At 68.1% G+C, this 21,649-nt stretch carries 22 protein-coding genes and 2 pseudogenes; 15 read left to right on the top strand and 9 right to left on the bottom strand.

The window, feature by feature from the left end:
- Positions 1-281, top strand: a pseudogene (locus tag A5709_RS18605) (fatty-acid--CoA ligase); the annotation flags it as partial.
- 11 nt (positions 282-292) lie between these two features.
- Positions 293-487, top strand: a complete 195-nt coding sequence (locus A5709_RS18610) for a bacterioferritin-associated ferredoxin (protein ID WP_068008735.1) — start codon at positions 293-295, stop codon at positions 485-487.
- On the opposite strand, the gene A5709_RS18615 is transcribed toward A5709_RS18610, so the two are convergent.
- The gene (locus tag A5709_RS18615; protein WP_068008774.1) at positions 484-2,169 is read right to left on the bottom strand and encodes an alpha-keto acid decarboxylase family protein; all 1,686 of its coding nucleotides are present in this window, start codon (positions 2,167-2,169) and stop codon (positions 484-486) included. The genes A5709_RS18610 and A5709_RS18615 overlap by 4 nt on opposite strands.
- Positions 2,170-2,233: 64 nt before the next feature.
- On the opposite strand from A5709_RS18615, the gene A5709_RS18620 reads away from it, so the two are divergent.
- From A5709_RS18620 to A5709_RS18635, 4 genes are read left to right on the top strand one after another with little or no spacing between them, the layout of a single operon-like run.
- Positions 2,234-2,677: an SRPBCC family protein gene (locus A5709_RS18620; protein ID WP_067945796.1), complete on the top strand. Its 444-nt coding sequence runs from the start codon at positions 2,234-2,236 to the stop codon at positions 2,675-2,677.
- A 5-nt stretch (positions 2,678-2,682) separates the two neighbouring features.
- Complete coding sequence (locus A5709_RS18625; protein WP_082974172.1) at positions 2,683-3,762, top strand: CaiB/BaiF CoA-transferase family protein; 1,080 nt, start codon at positions 2,683-2,685, stop codon at positions 3,760-3,762.
- A gap of 57 nt (positions 3,763-3,819) precedes the next feature.
- Positions 3,820-4,275: an SRPBCC family protein gene (locus A5709_RS18630; protein WP_082974176.1), complete on the top strand. Its 456-nt coding sequence runs from the start codon at positions 3,820-3,822 to the stop codon at positions 4,273-4,275.
- 56 nt (positions 4,276-4,331) lie between these two features.
- Complete coding sequence (locus tag A5709_RS18635) at positions 4,332-4,781, top strand: SRPBCC family protein (RefSeq protein ID WP_067945761.1); 450 nt, start codon at positions 4,332-4,334, stop codon at positions 4,779-4,781.
- On the opposite strand, the gene A5709_RS18640 is transcribed toward A5709_RS18635, so the two are convergent.
- Complete coding sequence (locus tag A5709_RS18640) at positions 4,774-5,955, bottom strand: pyridoxal phosphate-dependent aminotransferase (RefSeq protein ID WP_068121516.1); 1,182 nt, start codon at positions 5,953-5,955, stop codon at positions 4,774-4,776. The two genes, A5709_RS18635 and A5709_RS18640, sit on opposite strands and share 8 nt — an antisense overlap.
- A gap of 206 nt (positions 5,956-6,161) precedes the next feature.
- Here A5709_RS18640 and A5709_RS18645 point away from each other — a divergent pair, with 206 nt between their 5' ends.
- Together A5709_RS18645 and A5709_RS18650 are read left to right on the top strand one after the other, a co-directional pair.
- Positions 6,162-7,373, top strand: a complete 1,212-nt coding sequence (locus tag A5709_RS18645) for an acetyl-CoA C-acetyltransferase (protein WP_068121520.1) — start codon at positions 6,162-6,164, stop codon at positions 7,371-7,373.
- A 4-nt stretch (positions 7,374-7,377) separates the two neighbouring features.
- A complete protein-coding gene (locus tag A5709_RS18650; RefSeq protein WP_067945767.1) occupies positions 7,378-9,522 on the top strand; it encodes a 3-hydroxyacyl-CoA dehydrogenase NAD-binding domain-containing protein in 2,145 nt (714 codons plus the stop codon).
- A 110-nt stretch (positions 9,523-9,632) separates the two neighbouring features.
- Here A5709_RS18650 and A5709_RS18655 read toward each other — a convergent pair whose 3' ends face one another.
- From A5709_RS18655 to A5709_RS18665, 3 genes are read right to left on the bottom strand one after another with little or no spacing between them, the layout of a single operon-like run.
- Positions 9,633-10,241 carry a bifunctional 2-polyprenyl-6-hydroxyphenol methylase/3-demethylubiquinol 3-O-methyltransferase UbiG gene (locus tag A5709_RS18655; protein WP_067945770.1) on the bottom strand — a complete coding sequence of 203 codons (609 nt, stop codon included), beginning with the start codon at positions 10,239-10,241 and terminating at the stop codon, positions 9,633-9,635.
- 29 nt (positions 10,242-10,270) lie between these two features.
- Positions 10,271-11,131, bottom strand: coding sequence for an LLM class F420-dependent oxidoreductase (locus A5709_RS18660; protein ID WP_067945772.1), 861 nt, complete (start codon positions 11,129-11,131; stop codon positions 10,271-10,273).
- Complete coding sequence (locus tag A5709_RS18665; protein ID WP_067945775.1) at positions 11,122-12,363, bottom strand: FAD-dependent monooxygenase; 1,242 nt, start codon at positions 12,361-12,363, stop codon at positions 11,122-11,124. Before A5709_RS18665 ends, A5709_RS18660 begins: the two co-directional genes overlap by 10 nt.
- Before the next feature lie 124 nt (positions 12,364-12,487).
- Between A5709_RS18665 and A5709_RS18670 the strand changes: the two genes are divergently transcribed.
- Positions 12,488-13,477, top strand: coding sequence for an LLM class F420-dependent oxidoreductase (locus A5709_RS18670; RefSeq protein ID WP_068121522.1), 990 nt, complete (start codon positions 12,488-12,490; stop codon positions 13,475-13,477).
- Between the two features lie 3 nt (positions 13,478-13,480).
- Here the strand turns inward: A5709_RS18670 and A5709_RS18675 are convergent, their stop codons facing one another.
- On the bottom strand, positions 13,481-13,774 hold the full coding sequence (locus A5709_RS18675; protein WP_068121541.1) for a putative quinol monooxygenase: 294 nt from the start codon (positions 13,772-13,774) through the stop codon (positions 13,481-13,483).
- 149 nt (positions 13,775-13,923) lie between these two features.
- On the opposite strand from A5709_RS18675, the gene A5709_RS18680 reads away from it, so the two are divergent.
- Both A5709_RS18680 and A5709_RS18685 read left to right on the top strand, forming a co-directional pair.
- The gene (locus A5709_RS18680) at positions 13,924-14,340 is read left to right on the top strand and encodes a Zn-ribbon domain-containing OB-fold protein (RefSeq protein ID WP_067945779.1); all 417 of its coding nucleotides are present in this window, start codon (positions 13,924-13,926) and stop codon (positions 14,338-14,340) included.
- A gap of 10 nt (positions 14,341-14,350) precedes the next feature.
- Positions 14,351-15,496, top strand: a complete 1,146-nt coding sequence (locus A5709_RS18685) for a thiolase family protein (RefSeq protein ID WP_068121525.1) — start codon at positions 14,351-14,353, stop codon at positions 15,494-15,496.
- Positions 15,497-15,613: 117 nt separating this feature from the next.
- On the opposite strand, the gene A5709_RS18690 is transcribed toward A5709_RS18685, so the two are convergent.
- Both A5709_RS18690 and A5709_RS18695 read right to left on the bottom strand, forming a co-directional pair.
- Positions 15,614-17,263, bottom strand: coding sequence for a DNA repair helicase XPB (locus tag A5709_RS18690; RefSeq protein ID WP_068121530.1), 1,650 nt, complete (start codon positions 17,261-17,263; stop codon positions 15,614-15,616).
- Between the two features lie 40 nt (positions 17,264-17,303).
- The gene (locus A5709_RS18695) at positions 17,304-19,562 is read right to left on the bottom strand and encodes a helicase-associated domain-containing protein (protein WP_068121533.1); all 2,259 of its coding nucleotides are present in this window, start codon (positions 19,560-19,562) and stop codon (positions 17,304-17,306) included.
- 107 nt (positions 19,563-19,669) lie between these two features.
- Here A5709_RS18695 and A5709_RS18700 point away from each other — a divergent pair, with 107 nt between their 5' ends.
- From A5709_RS18700 to A5709_RS18715, 4 genes are read left to right on the top strand one after another with little or no spacing between them, the layout of a single operon-like run.
- Complete coding sequence (locus tag A5709_RS18700; RefSeq protein ID WP_197500926.1) at positions 19,670-19,870, top strand: hypothetical protein; 201 nt, start codon at positions 19,670-19,672, stop codon at positions 19,868-19,870.
- An 8-nt stretch (positions 19,871-19,878) separates the two neighbouring features.
- A complete protein-coding gene (gene moaC / locus A5709_RS18705) occupies positions 19,879-20,406 on the top strand; it encodes a cyclic pyranopterin monophosphate synthase MoaC (RefSeq protein WP_082953258.1) in 528 nt (175 codons plus the stop codon).
- A complete protein-coding gene (locus tag A5709_RS18710; protein WP_068121544.1) occupies positions 20,406-20,888 on the top strand; it encodes a molybdenum cofactor biosynthesis protein B in 483 nt (160 codons plus the stop codon). The genes moaC and A5709_RS18710 overlap by 1 nt, the downstream gene beginning before the upstream one ends.
- Entirely contained in the window at positions 20,885-21,310 is a 426-nt protein-coding gene (locus A5709_RS18715; protein WP_068008771.1) for a molybdenum cofactor biosynthesis protein MoaE, read from the top strand. Before A5709_RS18710 ends, A5709_RS18715 begins: the two co-directional genes overlap by 4 nt.
- 77 nt (positions 21,311-21,387) lie before the next feature.
- Here A5709_RS18715 and A5709_RS18720 read toward each other — a convergent pair.
- Positions 21,388-21,649 (bottom strand): annotated as a pseudogene (locus tag A5709_RS18720) (resuscitation-promoting factor RpfA); the annotation flags it as partial.

Consider the following 21,649-nt stretch of genomic DNA (forward strand, 5'->3'; position numbering starts at 1 on the left):
CGGCCAGCGCGGACACGTCGTGCACGGAGGCGATGGTGGCGACCACGACGCCGGGTGCCTCGGGCGTCGCGGCCGGCATCCGCAAGACCTGGATCTTCCAGGCCTTCGACGATGAGCACGAGGTGCTGATCATGTCGGAGCTGCCCGACGAGGAAAGCGCGCGGCGCTGGATCGAGCATCCCGACGCCGCGGCCGAGTGGATGTCCGGCGCCGGAATGGGGCCGTACCCACCGATATTCGTCGGCCGATTCACCAACATGATGCGCATCGAGGCGGACTGAGCGGCACCGCGATGTTCGTGTGCCTGTGTAACGGGGTCACCAGCCAAACGGTGACGGAGGCGGTGGCGGCCGGGGCCTGCACCACCAAGGACGTCGCCCAGGCGTGCGGAGCGGGCGCCGACTGCGGGCGGTGCCGGCGCACCGTACAGGAGATGCTGCGCTCGGCCGACCCGACCGGCGGGCCGACTCGCTCCGGGCCCCGCTAGCGGCGCACGCTGCCGTCCGGCGACATCGGCTGGACGAGTTCGACAAGCAGCGGCGGGATTTCGAGCCGCGGCAAGACCACCTCGACGAGCACCATGCGGTCCCGATGCTCCGCCGCGGCGATCAGGGCGTCGTCCAGCTCACCGTAGGTCTGCACCCGGAACGCGAGGTGATTGGCGACCCCCAGCGCGTTGGGGATGTCCGTCCACTTCCAATTCACGATGTCGTTGTACGGCGCCGTCTCTCCGTGGATCGCCCGTTCGACGGTGTAGCCGTCGTTGTTGACCACCACGATGACGGGGGACAGCCCTTCGCGCGAGAAGGTGCCGAGCTCTTGGACGGTCAGTTGGGCGGCGCCGTCGCCGATGAGCAGCACGGTCCGGCGGTCCGGATGTGCCACGCCGGCGCCCAGTGCGGCGGGCAGCGTGTAACCGATTGAGCCCCAAAGGGGTTGGCCGATGAACGTGACACCCTGGGGCAACCGGTGGTCGGCCATGCCGTAGAAGGAGGTGCCCTGGTCGGCGAGGACCACGTTGCCCGGCGTGAGGGCCGTGCAGAGGCGGTCCCACAGCATCTCTTGCGTCACCGGTTGATCGCGCGGCGGGGGTGGGGGCAGATCGTCGGCGGGCGGCGCCGCCACCGGAGGTGACGTGATCGGACGCCGGGTCAGGATGGTCGACAGCGCCTCCAGCGCGGCGCCCATCTCCAGCGGCGCGAAGACCTCGCCGGCCACACTGCTTTGGTACTGCCCGACGTCGATGGTCCGCGCCGGGTCGATCCGCTGGCTGAAGAAGCCGCTGACCATGTCGGTGAACACCACGCCCGCGGTCACCAGGACCGGTGCCTCCTCGATCCCGGTGCGCACCGCCGGGACGCTGGCCGAGCCGGCGTAGATTCCCAGGTAGTTGGGCGAGCTTTCGTCGAGCAGGCTTTTGCCCCACATCAGGGTGGCGTAGGGCACCACGTCGGCCGCCAGCAGCGCCTCGAGTTCCTTGACCACCTGCAACCGGTGCACCAGCAAGTCGGCCAACACGGTCAGCTGGTGGTCGGCGATGAGCCCGGAGGCGGCCTCGGCGAACAGGGACAGCGCGCGCGGGCTGGTGCCGCCGGGGTAGCGGGGCAGCGGATCACCGGGCGGCTCGGTGGGGAAGCGCGCCACGTCGGTCGACAGCAGGATGTACCCGGGCCGCTTCTGCTCGCGCACCTCCGAGAGCACCCGGTCGATCTCACGGCGGGCGTTCGCGGGCATGAGGTTGGCCTGGGCGCAGGTGATCTCGCGGCTGACCCGGAAGAAGTGCTCGAAGTCGCCGTCACCCAGCGAATGGTGCAGCGCGCGCCGGGTGCCCTGCGCGTCCTTGGACGGCCCGCCGACGATGTGCACCACGGGCACCTGTTCGGCATAGCTGCCCGCGATGGCGTTGGCCGCGGACAATTCGCCCACGCCGAAAGTCGTTACCACGGCGGACATTCCGCGCAGGCGGCCGTATCCGTCGGCGGCGTAGCCGGCGTTCAGCTCGTTGGCGTTGCCCACCCAGCGGATGCTGGGGTGCGCGACGATGTGGTCGAGGAATTCCAGGTTGTAGTCGCCGGGAACGCCGAAGATCTCGGTGACGCCGAGTTCGGCGAGGCGGTCCAGCAGGTAGTCGCCGACGGTGTAGACGGGCTCGGTCGCTGCGTCAGGCACAAGCACGACGGTACCTCGGTCGAATCCGTTCCGGGCGGGACGCCGTTTCAGTATCGTGCGGGCCATGGCACTCAAGGAATCCCGCGACATCGTCATCGAAGCCAGCCCGGAGGAGATCCTGGACGTCATCGCCGATTTCGAGGCGATGCCGGAATGGTCCGAACCCCACCAGAGTGCGGAGGTCCTCTCGACCGGGGACGACGGGCGGCCCAGCCAAGTGAAAATGAAGGTGAAGGTCGCCGGGATCACCGACGAACAGGTGGTGGCCTACACCTGGGCGGACGACGCGGTGAGCTGGACGCTGGTGAGTTCCTCGCAGCAAAAGGCGCAGGACGGCAAGTACACCCTGATACCGCAGGGCGAGGCGACCCTGGTGAAGTTCGAGCTCCTCGCGGACCCGAATGTGCCACTGCCCGGATTCGTCCTGAAACGCGCCGTCAAGGGCACCATCGATTCGGCGACCAAGGCGCTGCGCGAGCGGGTGCTGAAAGTGAAGAAGGGCAACTAATCGCGGTGGACGACGGCGGCCCCCTCGCCGGGGTGAAGGTGATCGAGCTCGGCGGCATCGGACCGGGCCCGCACGCCGGGATGATGCTCGCCGACCTCGGGGCCGATGTGGTGCGCGTGCGGCGCCCGGGTGGCCTCACGATGCCGCCCGAGGACCGCGATCTGCTGCATCGCGGGAAGCGGATCGTCGACCTCGACGTCAAGACGCAGCCCGCGGCGCTGCTCGATCTCGCCGCCAAAGCCGACGTGTTGCTGGACTGCTTCCGGCCCGGCACCTGCGAGCGGCTCGGCATCGGTCCCGACGAGTGTGCGGCGGTCAATCCGCGACTGATCTTCGCGCGAATCACCGGCTGGGGGCAGGACGGCCCGCTGGCCCAGACGGCGGGGCACGACATCAACTACCTGTCGCGGACCGGCGCGCTCTCGGCGCTGGGCTACGCCGACCGGCCCCCGATGCCGCCGCTGAATCTCGTTGCCGACTTCGGTGGCGGTTCGATGCTGGTGCTGCTCGGCATCGCGGTCGCGCTGTACGAGCGCGAACGTTCGGGCCGGGGGCAGGTCATCGACGCGGCGATGGTGGACGGCGTCAGCCTGCTCGCTCAGATGATGTGGACGATGAAGGCGACCGGGGCGCTGCGTGACCGGCGCGAGTCGTTCCTGCTCGACGGCGGCGCGCCGTTCTACCGCTGCTACGAGACCTCCGACGGCAAATACCTGGCCGTCGGAGCCATCGAGCCGCAATTCTTCGCGGCGCTGCTGACCGGCCTCGGCCTGTCGCCCGAGGAGGTGCCCGGCCAGCTCGACGTCGGGGCGTACCCGCAGATGTACGAGGTCTTCGCGAAACGGTTCGGCAGCCGGACACGCGACGAGTGGACGAGCATCTTCGCCGGCACCGATGCGTGCGTCACTCCAGTGCTGACGTGGAGCGAAGCGGCGGGCGACGAACACCTGCGGGCGCGGTCCACGGTGATCACCGCCCACGGCGTCGACCAGGCCGCACCCGGTCCACGCTTCTCGCGCACCCCGGCCGCACCGGTCGGGCGGCCGCCCGCGACCACCACGCCCCTCGCCGAAATCGACTGGTAGACAACCTGTTACGTCGAACCATTCCGCACCGGGGCCGGCATTGCTAGGTTGAGCGCAGTGGCCGTAAAAGCATCACGGGAATTCGTCGTCGACGCGCCGCCAGAAGTGGTCATGGAGGCGCTGACCGATGTCTGCGTACTGGCGGAGTGGTCACCGCTCCACAAACACATCGAAGTGATCGACCGTTATCCCGACGGTCGGCCCCACCATGTGAAGACGACGATCAAGATTCTCGGGCTCGTCGACAAGGAAGTCCTGGAATATCACTGGGGTCCCGATTGGGTCGTCTATGACGCCAAAGGGACTTCCCAGCAGCACGGCCAGCACGTCGAGTACAACCTCAAACCCGAAGGTCTCGACAAGACCCGGGTGCGCTTCGACGTCACGGTCGAGCCGGGCCGGCCGATGCCCGCCTTCATCGTCCGGCGGGCCAGCGAAAGCGTTCTCGACTCATCGGTAAAGGGGTTGTGCGAATTGGTAAAGCGCGGCAAAGGTTCGACGGAGCCGCAATAGTCGGCGGCTCGCATTTTGCGTGCGCCAGCGGCTGAGCGGTTGCTAACTTATTAGCAGTGGCCGTTCAAGCGTCGTCGGAAATCGTCATTGACGCGCCTCCGGAAGTGATCATGGAGGCGCTGGCCGACATGGACGCCGTGCCGTCATGGTCGTCGGTACACAAGCGGGTCGAAGTCGTAGACAAGCATCCCGACGGCCGACCGCACCACGTGAAGGTCACCATCGCGGTGACCGGCATCCACGACACGGAGCTGCTCGAATACCACTGGGGCCCGGACTGGATGGTGTGGGACGCCCAGAAGACTGCCCAGCAACGCGGCCAGCACGGGGAGTACACCCTTACCAGGGAGGGCTACGACACGACCAGGGTGCGGTTTGCCATCACGGTCGAACCATTCGCCCCGCTGCCCGAGTTCTGGGTCAGCCGGGCCCGCAAGAAGATCCTCGATTCCGCGCTGGAGGGACTGCGTAAGCGCGTGATGGAGGGTTTCGGCCCTGCTACGTAGCCGACCGGTCACTTAGGGTGGCCAGCCGCCTGATCGCCTCGTCGAGTGTGTCTTCGCGTTTGCAGAAGGTGAACCGCACCAGGTGATTCCACACGTCGGGATGGGAGCCCGCCGGATCGCAGAACGGCGACAGCGGAATGGCCGCCACCCCGACCTTTTCGGGTAGCGCCGCACAGAACGCGGCGCTGTCGTCGTAGCCCAGCGGGCGGGGGTCGGCACACAGGAAGTAGGTGCCGGCGCTGTCGTGCACCTCGAAGCCGATCTCGGAGAGCCCGGCGGCCAGCCGGTCGCGACGGGCCCGCAAAGAGCTGCAAAGCCCGGCCACCCACGCGTCCTCGGTGTCGAGCGCGAGAGCCACCGCGGGCTGGAACGGCGCGCCTGAAACATAGCTCAGGTACTGCTTGGCCGCACGCACCCCGGCGATGAGTTCCGCTGGGCCACAAGCCCATCCGATTTTCCAGCCGGTGCAGTTGAACATCTTGGCCGCGCTGGAGATGGTGATCGTCCGCTCGCCCATGCCGTCGAAGCCGGCCAGGGGCAAGTGCCGATGGCCGTCGAACACCAGGTGCTCGTACACCTCGTCGGTGATCACCAAGAGGTCGGCGGCGACGGCGACCTCCGCGATGGCGGTCAGCTCGGCCGCGCTGAGCACCGTTCCGGTCGGGTTGTGCGGTGAGTTGACGATCAGCGCGCGGGTCCGGGGCGTTACCGCCCGGCGCAGGGCGTCGGCGTCCAAGGCGAATCCGCGGCCGTGGGGGACCAGGGGCACGGTGACCCGGTGCGCGCCGGCCATCGCCACCACCGGGGAGTAGGAGTCGTAGAACGGCTCGATCAGCAGGACCTCCGAGCCGGGCTCGATCAGGCCCAGCACAGCGGACGCGATGGCCTCGGTCGCACCGACCGTCACCAGCACTTCGGTGTCGGGGTCGTATTCGATGCCGAAGTGGCGCCGCCGCTGGGCGGCGATTGCGTGCCGCAGCGGTGCGACGCCGATGCCGGGCGGGTACTGGTTGTTTCCCTCGGCGATGGCGTCCTGGGCGGCCTTCAACATGGCCGCGGGCCCGTCCTCGTCCGGGAAGCCCTGGCCGAGGTTGACCGCGCCGACCCGCGCGGCCAGCGCCGACATCTCGGCGAACACCGTCGTCGCGTAGGGACGCAGTCGCGAGACCGTCATGCTGGTCGAGCTTAGGGTGGCCGACGAAGCGCGAGTGTGCGGCTGGCCGCGCATTGGCAGCCGAGTGTGCGGCCAGCCGTACCGTCGGCATACTGACCAGCGGTGATCGGCCCAACCAACAGGTTGGCCGGGCACTTTGTTAGGGTGCGGTATCTGGACCTACCTTTAATACGGATCCGAAACCCACTTGTGAAGAGGAACTCGACATGTCCGAAGAAGCCTTCATCTATGAGGCCATCCGCACACCGCGGGGCAAGCAAAAAAACGGCTCGCTGAACGAGGTCAAGCCGGTAAACCTCGTCGTCGGACTGGTCGACGAGCTGCGCAGGCGCAACCCCGACCTGGACGAGAACCTGATCAGCGACCTGATCCTCGGCGTGGTGTCGCCGGTCGGTGACCAGGGCGGCGACATCGCCCGGACCGCGGCGCTGGTGGCTGGGCTGCCCGAGACCACCGGCGGCGTGCAGCTCAACCGGTTCTGCGCCTCGGGCCTCGAGGCCGTCAACACGGCCGCCCAGAAGGTGCGCTCCGGCTGGGACGACCTGGTGCTGGCCGGCGGTGTGGAGTCGATGAGCCGCGTCCCGATGGGCTCCGATGGCGGCGCCTGGGCGCTCGACCCCGAGACCAACTACCGGATCGGTTTCGTGCCGCAGGGCATCGGCGCCGACCTGATCGCCACCATCGAGGGCTTCTCCCGCGAGGACGTCGACGCCTACGCGCTGCGCTCGCAGCAGAAGGCCGCCGAAGCCTGGTCGGGCGGCTACTTCGCCAAGTCGGTCGTGCCGGTGCGCGACCAGAACGGTCTGGTCATCCTCGACCACGACGAGCACATGCGGCCCGACACCACGATGGAGGGCCTGGCCAAGCTGAAGACCGCGTTCGACGGCATCGGCGAAATGGGTGGCTTCGACGACGTGGCACTGCAGAAGTACCACTACGTCGAGAAGATCAACCACGTGCACACCGGGGGCAACAGCTCCGGCATCGTCGACGGCGCCGCGCTGGTGCTGGTGGGCTCGGAGGCTGCCGGCAAGTCGCAGGGCCTGACCCCGCGCGCTCGCATCGTCGCCACGGCGACCAGCGGTTCCGACCCGGTCATCATGCTGACCGGCCCGACCCCGGCGACCCGCAAGGTCCTCGACCGCGCCGGACTGACCGTCGACGACATCGACCTGTTCGAACTGAACGAGGCGTTCGCGTCGGTGGTGTTGAAGTTCCAGAAGGACCTCAACATTCCCGACGAGAAGCTGAACGTCAATGGTGGCGCCATCGCGATGGGCCACCCGCTGGGCGCCACCGGCGCCATGATCACCGGCACCATGGTCGACGAGCTCGAGCGCCGCAACGCGCGTCGCGCGCTGATCACGCTGTGCATCGGCGGCGGCATGGGTGTCGCCACCATCATCGAGAGGGTTTAAGACCATGGCAGAGAACACCATCCAGTGGGATAAGGATGCCGACGGCATCGTCACACTGACGCTCGACGACCCGACCGGGTCCGCGAACGTGATGAACGAGCACTACAAGGAATCGATGCACAAGGCCGTCGAACGCCTTGCCGCGGAGAAGGATTCGGTCACCGGCGTGGTGATCACGAGCGCGAAGAAGACGTTCTTCGCCGGCGGCGATCTCAAGAGCATGATCAACGCCGGCCCAGAGAACGCCGGCGACGTCTTCACCGAGGTCGAGGACATCAAGCGCGACCTGCGGGCCCTGGAGACCCTGGGCAAGCCGGTGGTGGCCGCCATCAACGGCGCCGCGCTCGGCGGCGGCCTGGAGATCGCGCTGGCGTGTCACCACCGCATCGCCGCGGACGTCAAGGGCCTAGTTGTGGGCCTGCCCGAGGTGACGCTGGGCCTGCTTCCCGGCGGAGGCGGCGTGGCGCGCACGGTGCGGATGTTCGGCATCCAGAACGCGTTCATGAACATCCTGTCGCAGGGCACTCGCTTCAAGCCGGACAAGGCCAAGGAGATCGGGCTGATCGACGAGCTCGTCGGCTCCGCCGAGGAACTGGTGCCCGCCGCCAAGGCGTGGATCAAGGCGAACCCCGACTCGCACACCCAGCCGTGGGATGCCAAGGGCTACAAGATGCCCGGCGGCACCCCGTCGAGCCCCGGGCTGGCCGGCATCCTGCCGTCGTTCCCGGCGCTGCTGAAGAAGCAGCTCAAGGGTGCGCCGATGCCGGCGCCGCGAGCCATCCTGGACGCGGCCGTCGAGGGTGCGCAGGTGGACTTCGACACCGCCACCCGCATCGAGAGCCGCTACTTCACCTCTCTGGTCACCGGCCAGGTCGCCAAGAACATGATCCAGGCGTTCTTCTTCGACCTGCAGCACATCAACGGCGGCGGCTCGCGCCCCGACGGCATCGAGCCGGTCAAGATCAACAAGATCGGTGTGCTGGGCGCGGGCATGATGGGCGCCGGCATCGCCTACGTCTCCGCCAAGGCCGGCTTCGACGTGGTACTCAAGGACGTCAGCCTCGAGGCGGCCGAGAAGGGCAAGGGGTACTCGGAAAAGCTTGAGGCCAAGGCGCTTCAGCGTGGCAAGACCACCGAGGAGAAGAGCAAGGCGCTCCTCGACCGCATCACGCCGTCGGCCGACCCCGCTGACTTCAAGGGCGTCGACTTCGTGATCGAGGCGGTGTTCGAGAACCAGGAGCTCAAGCACAAGGTGTTCCAGGAGATCGAGGACATCGTCGAGCCGAACGCGCTGCTCGGGTCCAACACCTCGACGCTGCCGATCACCGGTCTGGCGACCGGCGTCAAGCGGCAGGAGGACTTCATCGGGATCCACTTCTTCTCGCCGGTCGACAAGATGCCACTGGTCGAAATCATCAAGGGCGAGAAGACTTCTGACGAGGCGCTGGCCCGCGTCTTCGACTACACGCTGGCCATCGGCAAGACCCCGATCGTGGTCAACGACAGCCGCGGCTTCTTCACCAGCCGGGTGATCGGCACGTTCGTCAACGAGGCCCTGGCGATGCTTGGTGAGGGCGTCGAACCGGCGTCGATCGAGCACGCCGGCTCGCAGGCCGGCTACCCGGCCCCGCCGCTGCAGCTGTCCGACGAGCTGAACCTCGAGCTGATGCACAAGATCGCGGCCGCCACCCGCAAGGGTGTCGAGGACGCGGGCGGCACCTACGAGCCGCACCCGGCCGAGGCCGTCGTGGAGAAGATGATCGAGATCGGCCGCCCGTCGCGGCTCAAGGGCGCGGGCTTCTACGAGTACGTCGACGGCAAGCGCACCGGGCTGTGGCCGGGCCTGCGGGAGACGTTCAAGTCCGGTTCGTCGGAGCCGCCGCTGCAGGACATGATCGACCGGATGCTGTTCGCCGAGGCGCTGGAAACCCAAAAGTGCCTCGACGAGGGCGTTTTGACCTCGACGGCCGACGCCAACATCGGCTCGATCATGGGCATCGGCTTCCCGCCGTACACCGGTGGTAGCGCGCAGTTCATCGTCGGCTACGAGGGTGCGGGCGGTAAGGGCAAGGAAGCCTTCGTGGCCCGTGCCCGTGAGCTGGCCGCCAAGTACGGCGACCGCTTCCTGCCGCCGGACTCGCTGACGTAGGTCTCGCAGTCGCGAAAGCCCCCGAAGCGCTTGTCTTCGGGGGCTTTTGCGTGGGCTGACACGCGGGACATAAAACGTTGCGACGGCGTACGGCGTGTCGTCGCACCTGGTTATGTGTCGCGGCGCTGGAAGAGGTAGTACCGGGCCGGCGTCTTCTCGGCGCGGTCCAGCTCGCGCTCGTCGCCGGCCGACAGCATCGTCCAGGTGGGCGCGAAGCGTCGTTCCATCTCGGTGTGGTCGATGCCGCGCACTCCCACCCTGCCGCCGGGAACGAATGCGACGATCAGCAGCCGCGCGTCGGGGGCAGCCACCGCGCTGATCTCCCGGACATAGGCCTCGCGATCGTCGTCGCTCATGTTGTGCAGGCAACCGTTGTCGACGATCAACTCGAAGTTCGAGCCGACGCCGGTCCGGCTCAGCTGTGTGACGTCGGCCTGGACGAAGTCGACCGCCGCGCCGGCGGCCCCTGCCTTGGCGCGTGCCCGCTCGAGGGGCTTGGCGACGAAGTCGACCGCGGTGACCTTCCAACCGTGCTGGGCGAGATAGATCGAGCAGTCACCGGTTCCGCACCCGACTTCGAGGGCCGAGCCCCGCGGGAGCGCAGGCGTGTCGGCCGTCCCCTCGACCAGGCTCCGCACGCTCTCCGCGAGCGGGTGACCGTCCCAGGGAGTGAAGCCGATGCGGTAGAAAATCCGAAACAGCGTCTGCTTGGAAGCCATACCCCACCCTAAGCGTGATCGCCGCGGGGTTACTTGGAGGCGGCGGCGATTCGGCGCCATTGCTCGCGCGGGAACACCTTCGGGTCGGCCAGCAGCACCTGGACGCACACGTGGTCGGCGCCAGCCGAACGATGCTCGGCGACCCTGCGCATGATCGCCTCCTCGTCACCCCACGCGATGATGGCGTCGAAGAGCCGATCGCTCACCTGGGTCAGGTCCTCTTCGGCGAACCCGGTGCGCAGCAGGTTGTTGGCATAGTTGGGCAACGCCAAATATGCCCGCAGCCAGTCGGTTCCGATGCGCCGCGCCTCGTCGGCGCTGTCGGTCAGGATCACCGTCTGCTCCGGCAGCAGCAGGGGGCCGTCGCCCAAAGTCGAACGGGCAGAGGCGGTGTGGTCCGGGGTGACCAGGTAGGGGTGGGCCCCGCGGGCGCGGGTCGCGGCCAGTTCCAACATCTTCGGGCCGAGCGCGGCCAAGACCCGACTTTCGGCCGGTACGGGACGTGGGGCGGCATCGAGCCCGTCCAGGAACGCCGCCGTCGCCGCCAGCGGTTTGCGGTAGCGCCCGGGTTGGCCCGCGTCGATCAGCGGCGCGTGGCTGACGCCGATGCCAAGCAGGAAGCGGTTCCCGTGCTCGGCGGTCAACGTGGCATAGGAGTCAGCGACGTCGCCGGGGGCATGCATCCACAGGTTGAGGATCCCGGTGGCGATCACGGTCCGCTTCGTCGCGGCGAGCAAGTTGCCGACCGCGTCGAACACCGGGCCGCCGACGTCGGGTATCCACAGCGCCGGAAAGCCCAACTCATCCAATTCCGCCGCAGCCTCGGCGGATTCGGACGGATCGCCGTATCGCAGCTGACTGCTCCAGATTCCCACACCGGTTAGTTCCATGGGCGGTCGTTCCTTTCGTTCGCTTGTAGGTCGGTTGCGCTGTAGTCGGGCACGAACATCGAATCGTGCATCCGGACGCCGTTGGCGTTCAGCCTCGCCAGCGACCGCGAAAGCGAGCCGGGCAGCAGCGAGACCAATTGGGCGCCACGGGTCAATGCCCACAGCCCGAGTCGCGAGCCGGGGATGATGCCCTTGGCGGCACCGCGGGCGAATGCCCGGCTGCGGTGCACCGGTTCGCGCATCTGCAACTCGTAGGCCGCGAACGCGCGCAAGTGGTCGCCGTCCGCCCGGGCGAGCTCGCCGGCCAGCACGTAGGCGCCGAGCACGGCAAGGCTGGTGCTGCCGCCCACCGCGGGGCCGGGGCAGTATCCCGCGTCACCGACGAGGGTCACCCGCCGGCGGGACCATCTGTCGAGCCGCAGCTGGCTGATCGAATCGAAGTAGAACGCGGGCGTGCGGTCGACTTCGCCCAGCCAGTCGTCCACCTGCTCGTGCATGCCGGCGAACGTGTCGCGCAGTATTTCGTTCTGCCGCAACGTATCCCGGTGATCGTAGTCGAGCTCGTGTTTGGTGCGGAACAGGAAGACGGCGCGCGCGTCGTCCAGGTGTTCGGCGGTGTAGATAGCCGCGAGCCGGCCCACGCCGACGTGGCAGGTCATCTCGCCACGACCGGCCAGTGCCTTGGGCGCCGACACCACCGCCAGATAGCCGCCGAGGAACCGGGTGAGGTTCGCTTCGTCGCCAAAGGTCAGCTGCCGGACGTTGGAGTGCAGCCCGTCGGCACCGACGACGACGTCGAACCGGCGGGCAGGGCCATGCTCGAACGTCACCTCGCCGTCGTGGTCGATCGAGGTGATCGAGTCACCGAACAGGTACTCGACGTGATCGCGACCGGCGGCGTAATAGATTTCGCTGAGGTCGTCGCGCATGATCTCCACGTGCCGGTCCGACGTGGCGGCGTAGATCTTGGTGAGATCGATCTCGAAGGCCCGCGGGCGGCCTTCCCGATGCATGGTCATGCGGTTCGTTCCGGTGGCGAGCGCCTCGATCTGGGGCAGGACACCCATGTCCGCCGAAATCTCCATCGCGGGACGGAACAGGTCGACGGCGTGGCCGCCGGTCTTGCGCAGGCTGGGCGCCCGCTCGACGACGGTGACGTCGAAGCCGTGCCGGGTCAGCCAGTAGGCCAGCACCGGGCCGGCGATGCTGGCGCCGGAGACCAGTACGCGCACGCCGACCTCCCGGTTGCTTGACGATGGGTAAGCCTAGCGGGGGCCTGGGAGTGGGCTGCCCGCGGCGGCGGAGGGAATTGCCTGCTGCCACGTGGTGGTCGAGCGCGGGTTAGAGTCCGTTGCTATGCGCTTCGGTCTCTTCATCCCGCAAGGCTGGCGAATGGATCTGGTCGACATCGAACCGGAGAAGCACTGGGCGGTGATGCGCGATCTGGCCGTCTACGCCGACGGCAGCGCGTGGGACTCGCTGTGGGTCTACGACCATTTCCACACCGTCCCGGTGCCGACGGGTGAGGCCACGCACGAGGCGTGGTCGCTGATGGCCGCGTACGGGGCGGTCACCTCGCGGATCAAACTCGGCCAGATGTGCACCGCGATGAGCTACCGCAATCCGGTGTACCTGGCCAAGGTCGCGGCGACCGCCGACATCATCTCCGGTGGGCGGATTCAGATGGGCATCGGCGGCGGCTGGTACGAACATGAGTGGCGCGCTTACGGTTACGGTTTCCCGTCGGCCGGCGTGCGGCTGGCCCGGTTGGACGAGGGCGTGCAGATCATGCGTGATGCCTGGCGCGACGGCATGGTCAGCTTCGACGGCAAGCACTACCAGGTGGACGGCGCGATCGTTTCCCCTAAGCCCCTGCAGGACAACGGGATTCCGCTGTGGATCGCCGGCGGCGGCGAGAAGGTGACCTTGCGCATCGCAGCGAAATACGCGCACTACACCAACTTCGCGCCGGAGCCCGAGGCGTTCGCCCACAAGTCCGAAGTGCTGGCGCAGCACTGTCAGCAGGTGGGCACCGACTTCGATGCCATCGTGCGGTCGGCCAACTTCAACGCGGTCGTCGGGACCTCCGACGCCGACGTCAAGGACAGGCTGCGGCGCGTCCGCGACCGCGTCGTCCGGTACGTGCCCGAGGCTGCCGCCGACGCGATGCTGGCCGCCGGCAGCGGACCCGATTCCGCGACGGGCACACCTGAACAGGTGATCGAGCGGATCGCCAGGCTCCGCGACCTCGGGTGCGAATACGCCATCTGCTACTTCCCGGAGGCCGCGTACGACCGCTCCGGCATCGAGTTGTTCGAGCGCGAGGTGATTCCCGCGCTCAGCTAGCCGTCAGATGTCGGAGGTGACGTACCTCTTCTTGACGGGGGGCTCGGCCAGCAGCGGCGGCAGGTCGGTAATACGTCCTTCGCCGGCGCGAAACGCCCGGTAGGCCTCGTCCTGTTCGACCGTGTCCCACAGTTCGTAGATCAGCCAGTGGGTTTCGTCGTCCTCGTCGACGAGCACGTCGGTACCGAGGTTTCCGGCAAACGCCCGGGTGTCTCGCAGAGCCCGGCCCATGACGTCGCGCGCCTGTGGCACCGCGTCGGGCTTGAATTTCAGTTCGAGTATCACCGTGACTGGCATGGTCGTCTCCTCGGTTGCGGCGGCGATCCCAACATATCTGCCCGGCGAGACGAACAATGAGAATGTGGTTTCCACTTTTCGGAAAGCTGTTATACGGTTTGAGCAACATTCTGTTGGCCGCACCGTGGACGCTTGTGGAGGATCCCCCGATGCAGAAGGCACTCGCCCCCGAGATCTCGACCTGGCCCGATGACAGCCCACAGCTGATCGGCAGCCGGTGCGGCAGTTGCGGCGCCACGACCTTCCCGGTGCAGCAGTGGTGCCCGCGCTGCAGCGTCGGCGAGATGACCGATGTGCTGCTGCCGCGCCGCGGAACTCTCGTCGCGTGGACCACCCAGGGATTCCCGCCCGGGGCGCCCTATGCGGGCCCGACCGGCAAGGACTTCGTTCCGTTCGGTGTCGGGTTGGTCCAGCTCGATGACGTCATCCGGGTCGAGGGGCGGTTGACGGAGAACGACCCGGCCAAGCTGCAGTTCGGCCAGGAGGTCGAGCTCACCATGATTCCGCTGACCACCGACGACGAGGGCGCCGAAATCATGACGTTCGCGTTCCAGCCGGTCGCATAGGGAGGTTGCGATGACCAACGATGTCGCCATCATCGGCGTGGGCCTGCATCCGTTCGGCAGGTTCGACAAGACCGCGATGCAGATGGGCGCCGAGGCGATTCAAGCGGCGCTGAGCGACGCCGGGGTGGACTGGAAGGACATCCAGTTCGGTTTCGGCGGCAGCCACGAGGTGTCCAACCCCGACGCGGTGACCCGCCTGGTCGGTCTCACCGGCATCACGTTCACCAACGTCTTCAACGCGTGTGCCACCGCGGCCAGCGCCATCCAGCAGACCGCCGACACCATCCGGCTGGGCAAGTACGACCTCGGCATCGCCATCGGGCTGGACAAGCACCCGCGCGGGGCGTTCACCGACGACCCCGCCAAGCTGGCGCTGCCGCAGTGGTACGCCCAGAACGGGCAGTTCGTCACCACCAAGTTCTTTGGGATGAAGGCCAACAAGTACCTGCACGACCACAACATCTCGCAGGCCACCCTGGCCAAGGTGGCGGCCAAGAACTTCCGCAACGGCGCGCTGAACCCGAATGCGTTCCGGCGCAAGCCGATTTCCGAGGAAGAGATTCTCAATTCGGCCGTGCTCAACTATCCCTTGACCCAATACATGTTCTGTGCGCCCGACGAGGGGGCCGCGGCGGTGATCATGTGCCGCGCCGACCTGGCGCACAAGTTCACCGATAAGCCGGTGTACGTGCGAGCCTGCGAGATCCGCACCCGCCGCTACGGCGCTTACGAGGTGCATGCCACCTTCGCGCCGCTCGACGAGGACGTCTCCCCGACGGTCTACGCGGCCAAGGCGGCCTACGAGGCGGCCGGCATCGGCCCCGAGGACGTCGACGTCGCCCAGCTCCAGGACACCGACGCCGGCAACGAGGTCATCCACATGGCCGAAACCGGCCTGTGCGCCGACGGTGAGCAGGAGAAGCTACTGGCCGACGGCGCCACCGAGATCCACGGCTCGATGCCGGTCAACACCGACGGGGGGTTGATCGCCAACGGCGAGCCGATCGGTGCGTCGGGGCTGCGGCAGATGCACGAACTGGTGCGCCAGCTGCGCGGTGAGGCGGGGGAGCGTCAGGTGCCCGGCAGCCCGCGCGTCGGCCTGGCCCAGGTTTACGGCGCGCCGGGCACCGCCTCGGCGACCATTCTGTCGCTGTAGCTTCTAGCGCGGGCGTCGAGCGCCGTCAGACCGGAACCATGCGTGCGTTCCCAGATTTGATATCGCGGGCGATATCAAAATCCAAGAGGGCCACCTGGTTCGGAAAGCTCGGCGCTGCTAAATCGCCGGGCCCAGAAGGTCATCCGCGTCGCGGATGATGTAACCGTAGCCCTGCTCGGCCAGGAAACGCTGGCGGTGCGCGGCGTACTCGGCGTCCAGGCTGTCGCGCGCCACCACGGAGTAGAAGATGGCGCCACCACCGTCGGCCTTCGGCCGAAGAAGCCGGCCCAGCCGCTGCGCCTCCTCCTGGCGTGAGCCGAAGGTTCCCGAGACCTGGACCGCCACAGAGGCTTCCGGCAGATCGATGGAGAAGTTGGCGACCTTGGACACCACCAAAGTCGACACCTCGCCGCGGCGGAACGCGTCGAACAGCTCTTCGCGTTCCTTGGTTCGGGTGGACCCCTGGATCACCGGGGCGCTCAGCTCGACGCCCAGCTCGTCGAGCTGGTCGAGGTAGGCGCCGATCACCAGCGTCTGCTCGCCGCGATGCTTGTCCAGGATCGACTTCACGACGGCGACTTTGGAATGCGCCGTCGAGCAAACCTTGTATCGCTCTTCGGGTTCCGACGTGGCGTAGATCATCCGCTCGCTGTCGGTCATGGTGACCCGCACTTCGACACACTCGGCCGGCGCGATCCAGCCCTGGGCCTCGATGTCCTTCCACGGCGCGTCATAGCGCTTAGGGCCGATCAGCGAGAACACGTCGCCCTCGCGGCCGTCCTCGCGGACCAGCGTGGCGGTCAGGCCCAGGCGCCGTTTGGACTGCAGGTCGGCGGTCATCCGGAATACCGGGGCCGGCAGCAGGTGGACCTCGTCGTAGATGATCAGCCCCCAGTCGCGGCTGTCGAAGAGTTCCAGATGCCGGTACTCGCCCTTGGTCCGCCGGGTGATCATCTGATAGGTCGAGATGGTGACGGGCCGAATTTCCTTGCGCTCACCGGAATATTCGCCGACCTCATCTTCGGTCAGTGAGGTGCGTGCCACCAGTTCGCGCTTCCATTGCCGTGCCGCGACGACGTTGGTGACCAGGATCAGCGTCGTCGCGCTGGCCTTCGCCATCGCGGCCGCGCCAACCAGCGTCTTGCCGGCCCCGCACGGCAGGACCACCACCCCGGACCCGCCGGACCAGAACGAATCCGTGGCCATCTGCTGGTAGTCGCGCAGATGCCAGCCGTCCTGGGCCAGGCTGATCGGGTGCGCCTCGCCATCGACGTAGCCCGCGAGATCCTCTGCGGGCCAACCGATCTTGAGCAGCATCTGCTTGACGCGGCCGCGCTCGCTGGGGTGGACGACCACGGTGTCTTCGTCGATGCGGGCGCCGAGCATGGGTGCGATCTTCTTGTTGCGCAGCACTTCCTCGAGGACCGCCCGGTCGAAGCTCAGCAGCGTCAGGCCGTGCGCCGGGTGTTTGACCAATTGCAGGCGGCCGTAGCGGGCCATGGTGTCGACGATGTCGACCAGCAGCGGCTGGGGCACCGCGTAGCGGGAGAAGCTGACCAGCGCGTCGACGACCTGTTCGGCGTCGTGGCCGGCGGCGCGCGCGTTCCACAGCGCCAGCGGTGTGATGCGGTAGGTGTGCACGTGCTCGGGCGCGCGCTCCAGCTCGGCGAACGGCGCGATGGCGGCGCGCGCCGCACCGGCCTGCTCGTGATCAACCTCGAGCAGCACCGTCTTGTCGGACTGCACAATCAACGGGCCGTCAGTCAATGGCGCCGCTCCCTTCCATCCTTTGCATCGTCACCACCCATTATCGGCCGTTGGCCGACACCACCGACGTGATGCGGTGGATGGCGAAGTCGCGCAATCGCCCCGACGCTGAGTCGAAGGCGCTCAACTGGCCGCCCCGAACGGTGATCGGCGACACAACCCGCTGGGTTGCGACACCCGCGGCATCCAAATAACCGATCACCAGCGTGTCTTGTTCCCTGGCCGCGCGCTGCAGCAACGACATGGTGACCGCCGGGTCGGCGCGACTGTTGCCGAACGGCGCGGCGGTCACCTTCCGCAGCACCGCCACCACAGCGTTCAGGCTCTCACTGTTGGGCCGCGGCATCGGTCGATAGGGCCGCCGCTGTTGCGGAGTGGCCACCCGGGCCCCCCGGGGACGGACGTCGACGATAGCGCCGGTGGAGTCCTCGGCCGCCGGCGCGAAGCCCGCCGCCCGCAGCGCGACCAGCACCTCACTGATCGGCGCAGGGGACACCGCGACCGTCGGGGCAAGGGCACGCAGTTGCACCCCTTCGGTCGCGGGCGCGGACACTGCCTGGGCCAGCAGCGCCGGGTCCTCGCACCGCACGAACGAAGCCGCCATGCCGATACGCAGCTGGCCATGCCGGCGTGCGACATCGTCAATGAGGTAGGTAAGGCCCTGTGGGACAGGTGTTTTGGAGTGCTTTGCGAACAGGGCATGCATCCAGTCGCGGGTCTTCCCGACGTCGAGCGCATGCCGGATCGTCTGCTCGCTGATGCGGTACACCATCGCGGTACCGGCTGACTCGACGGTAGCCACCGCGGCCAGCTGCTCGGCGAGGTCGCGCTGCAGCGGGCCCGGCACCACCACGGTCAAGTCGGCCTGGACCAGGAAGTAATCGATCGGTTTGGGTAGGGCCCGCGCCATGGCGTCGATCGCGGCCTGGGAATCGGCGCCCTCGCCCAGCAGGGCGCGGCCGGGGGTACTCAGCGCTCCCCGCCCCACCAGGCCGAGCGCGTGGCTCTCGGCCAGCAGATCACCCACCGGCCCGGGCTGCAACCGTTTCGCCCAGCGCGGGCGCCGCCAAACGAGTGCCGCCGACGCTTCGACCGCGCTGACACCGGCGCCCGGCGGCAATTGGGCCAGCGTGCTGAGCAGCAGTCGGCGATCCAGCGGCGCCGCCGTCGAGTACAACGCATCCGTAAGGGCGCCATAGGGTTTGGCGTCGGGGCCGCGGGTTCCGATCAGAGCCGGCCGGCTCGGCAGGTCCAGCCAGCTACTGGCCAGCAGCTGCCAGCGCTCGGCGGTGGACAGCGCGGTGAACCGGTCGACGGCCACGGTCGGTGCCCAGTACGGTCCATCACCCGTGACCGGTTCCGGGTCGGGCATCCCGCTGGCGATCAGGCCGGCGGCGGCCGCCACCTCGAGAATCAGCCCCAGCCGGGACTCTTCGATGCCGGTCGCCTTGCTGAGCCGTTTGACATCACGAATTCCCAGCCCGCCGCTGCGCAGCTCGGAAATCGGTGTGGCGGCGAGCGTTTCGATCAGGACGTCGAGTTCTCGCAGCAGGTCGATGGTGGCGCCGGCCGCCGCCGCGTCGACATCGTCGGTGGTGGTGGTCGACGTCACCGGGTCGGGCGCCGTCAGCCGCATGGGACCGGGCTGTTCGCCGCGCAGCACCTGTCCGACGTGGCGGGGCAGGATCACCGTCTCGGCGTCGATGCGTCGCAGCAGCCCCAGCGCCAGCAGCTGGGGCACCGGCCGGTTCGCGGGTGCGCCGGGCGCGGCGTCACGGGTGCGGCCCATCGGGGAACCCTCGAGAAGCTTGTCGAGCACGTCGCGCTGGGCCTGGCTCAGGCCGTCGAGGAGGTCGGCGATCTCCTCGCCGCTTCGCGAGGCGTCCTCGAGGGTGACTTGGCCCGGGTGCCACGGCAGGGCCGTGGCGGCGTCGGGTGCCAGGCGGAGCGCGGCGTCGCCCCACACCAGCGCGCGCTCCCGCAGATCGTCCAACGCCTTGGTCACGTCGGCCTCGGGCGCGCGCTCACCGATCAGCGCCAGCAGTTTCGGCGCCGGCACCGGCGCGGCATCAGCCTGCAGCACCAGCAGCGCGTCGAGCACCGCCAGCCGCAGGTAGTCGAGGTCGTCGGTGGCGGCCTTCACCGATTGGCGGGCCTGAGCGCGCGCGGCGAGCGCGGCGATGCTGCCGGGCGGGGGCTGGGCGAGGTCCGGCCGCAGCTCTAGCAGTCGGATCAGCCGCTCGTCGGGCAAGTCGGCCAACCACGACCCCAGCGGAATATCCGGGGTGTTGTCGGTCATTGCTGACCAGCGTAAAACAGTTGGCGGGTCGCCAGCAGGCAACGAATGTCCGGTCGACTGGCGGTCTTGCGGGACGCGCGCGAGGGCGACCTGTCAGAATGGATGGCGTGGCTGACACTGCTGAGCGTAAAGCGCGCAAGACCAGGTATGTCGACAACGGCTGGCCGACGACGGACCACGACGACCACGCGGTGAGCGAACTCGCGACCGACCGGACCGGCGCGTTGTCGCCATTCGGCGAGCTGGTGTTCCCGCTGCCCTCCACTGACCTGCCCTACCTGCACCCGGTCACCGTCGTTAACCGGTAGGCGCCAGGATGGCTAGGGCCTCTGAGGCCGCCAAGCCCGCGGCGACCTGGGCGTCGGGAGAATCCCCCTCGGGCGCGCTGTCACATCTGGACGATCGTGGGGCGGCGCACATGGTCGATGTCAGCGGTAAGGGAGCCACTAAGCGAACCGCCGTCGCGGCGGGTTCCTTGCATACGTCGCCGCGCGTGGTGGAGCTCATCTCGGCCGGGGGCCTGCCCAAGGGCGATGCGTTGGCCACGGCCCGGGTGGCGGGCATCCTGGCGGCCAAGCGCACCAGTGACCTGATCCCGCTCTGCCATCAGTTGGCGCTCACCGGGGTCGACGTCGATTTCACTGTGGGGGAGTCCGACATCGAGATCACCGCGACGGTGCGCAGCACCGACCGCACGGGTGTGGAGATGGAGGCGCTGACCGCCGTCAGCGTGGCCGGTCTGACGCTCTACGACATGATCAAAGCGGTTGACCCCGCCGCGCGCATCGATGACGTTCGGGTGCTGCGCAAGGAAGGCGGCAAAACCGGAACGTGGGTGCGGTGATGAGCGCCCGATCCGCCCGCGTCATCATCGCCTCGACCCGCGCGTCGACCGGGGTGTACGACGATCGGTGCGGCCCGATCATCACCGAATGGCTTGGACAGCGCGGATTCTCGTGCGCCGAGCCGGAGGTGGTCGCCGATGGTGAGCCGGTCGGCGCGGCCCTGCGCAAGGCGGTCGACGACGGGGTCGACGTCATCATCACTTCCGGGGGCACCGGCATCTCCCCCAGCGACAGCACGCCCGATCAGACGGTGGCGGTGCTGGATTACATGATCCCGGGCCTGGCCGACGCCATCCGCCGGTCCGGCCTGCCGAAGGTGCCGACGTCGGTGCTGTCACGCGGTGTGTGTGGCGTGGCGGGACGGACCATGATCGTCAACCTGCCGGGTTCGCCCGGGGGCGTACGCGACGGCCTGGGCGTGCTGGCCGATGTGATCGACCATGCGCTCGATCAGCTCGCCGGTGGAGACCACCAGCGATGACGCTCATCGTCCGCGCGGCCATGACCGATCACCCGATCGTGCTGGCCGAGCACGAAGAGCTCGTGGGCCATCAGTCGGCCGGCGCGATCGTCGGCTTCGTCGGCATGATTCGCGACCACGACGGCGGCCGCCGGGTGGTGCGGCTGGAGTACTCCGCGCATCCGTCGGCCGAAGAGGTCATGGCAGCTGTCGTGGCCGATGTCGCGGAGCAGTCCAGCGGGGTACGCGCCGTGGCGGCGAGCCACCGAACCGGGGTGCTGCATATCGGGGAGGCGGCGCTGGTGGCAGCGGTCGCCGCTGACCATCGTCAGGAGGCCTTCGCCACCTGCGCGCTTCTGGTCGACACCATCAAGGCGCGCCTACCGGTGTGGAAGCACCAGTTCTTCGACGACGGAACCGAAGAGTGGGTGGGCTCGGCCTGACGCCGTAGCGATTGGAATGCCGGCACGCCCCGAAGCGGGAACGTTCGAGGCGTGCCGGGCAGTCTGACGGGTGGAACTCAGGCGGACGGCTGCGCGATCGCGTCCAGCGCGTCGTTGCCCTGAATGTCCTGCGCCCGAATGGCGTCCCACAGCTGCTTCGTGTAGCCCACCGTGGAAACCTGCTGCGGCATGTTGGCCGGGACGAAACCGCGGAAGTCGTTGTCAACGACGGGCGCGTCCGCCGGGGGCGCCGGCGGCAGGTCCGCCGGAGGCGCGGGCGGCACGTCCGCGGGGGGCGCCGGGGGCATGGCGTCGGCCAGGCCCGGGATCATGTAATCT

The organism is Mycobacterium sp. E1386 (assembly GCF_001672745.1).
In the GTDB taxonomy this organism is placed as follows: domain Bacteria; phylum Actinomycetota; class Actinomycetes; order Mycobacteriales; family Mycobacteriaceae; genus Mycobacterium.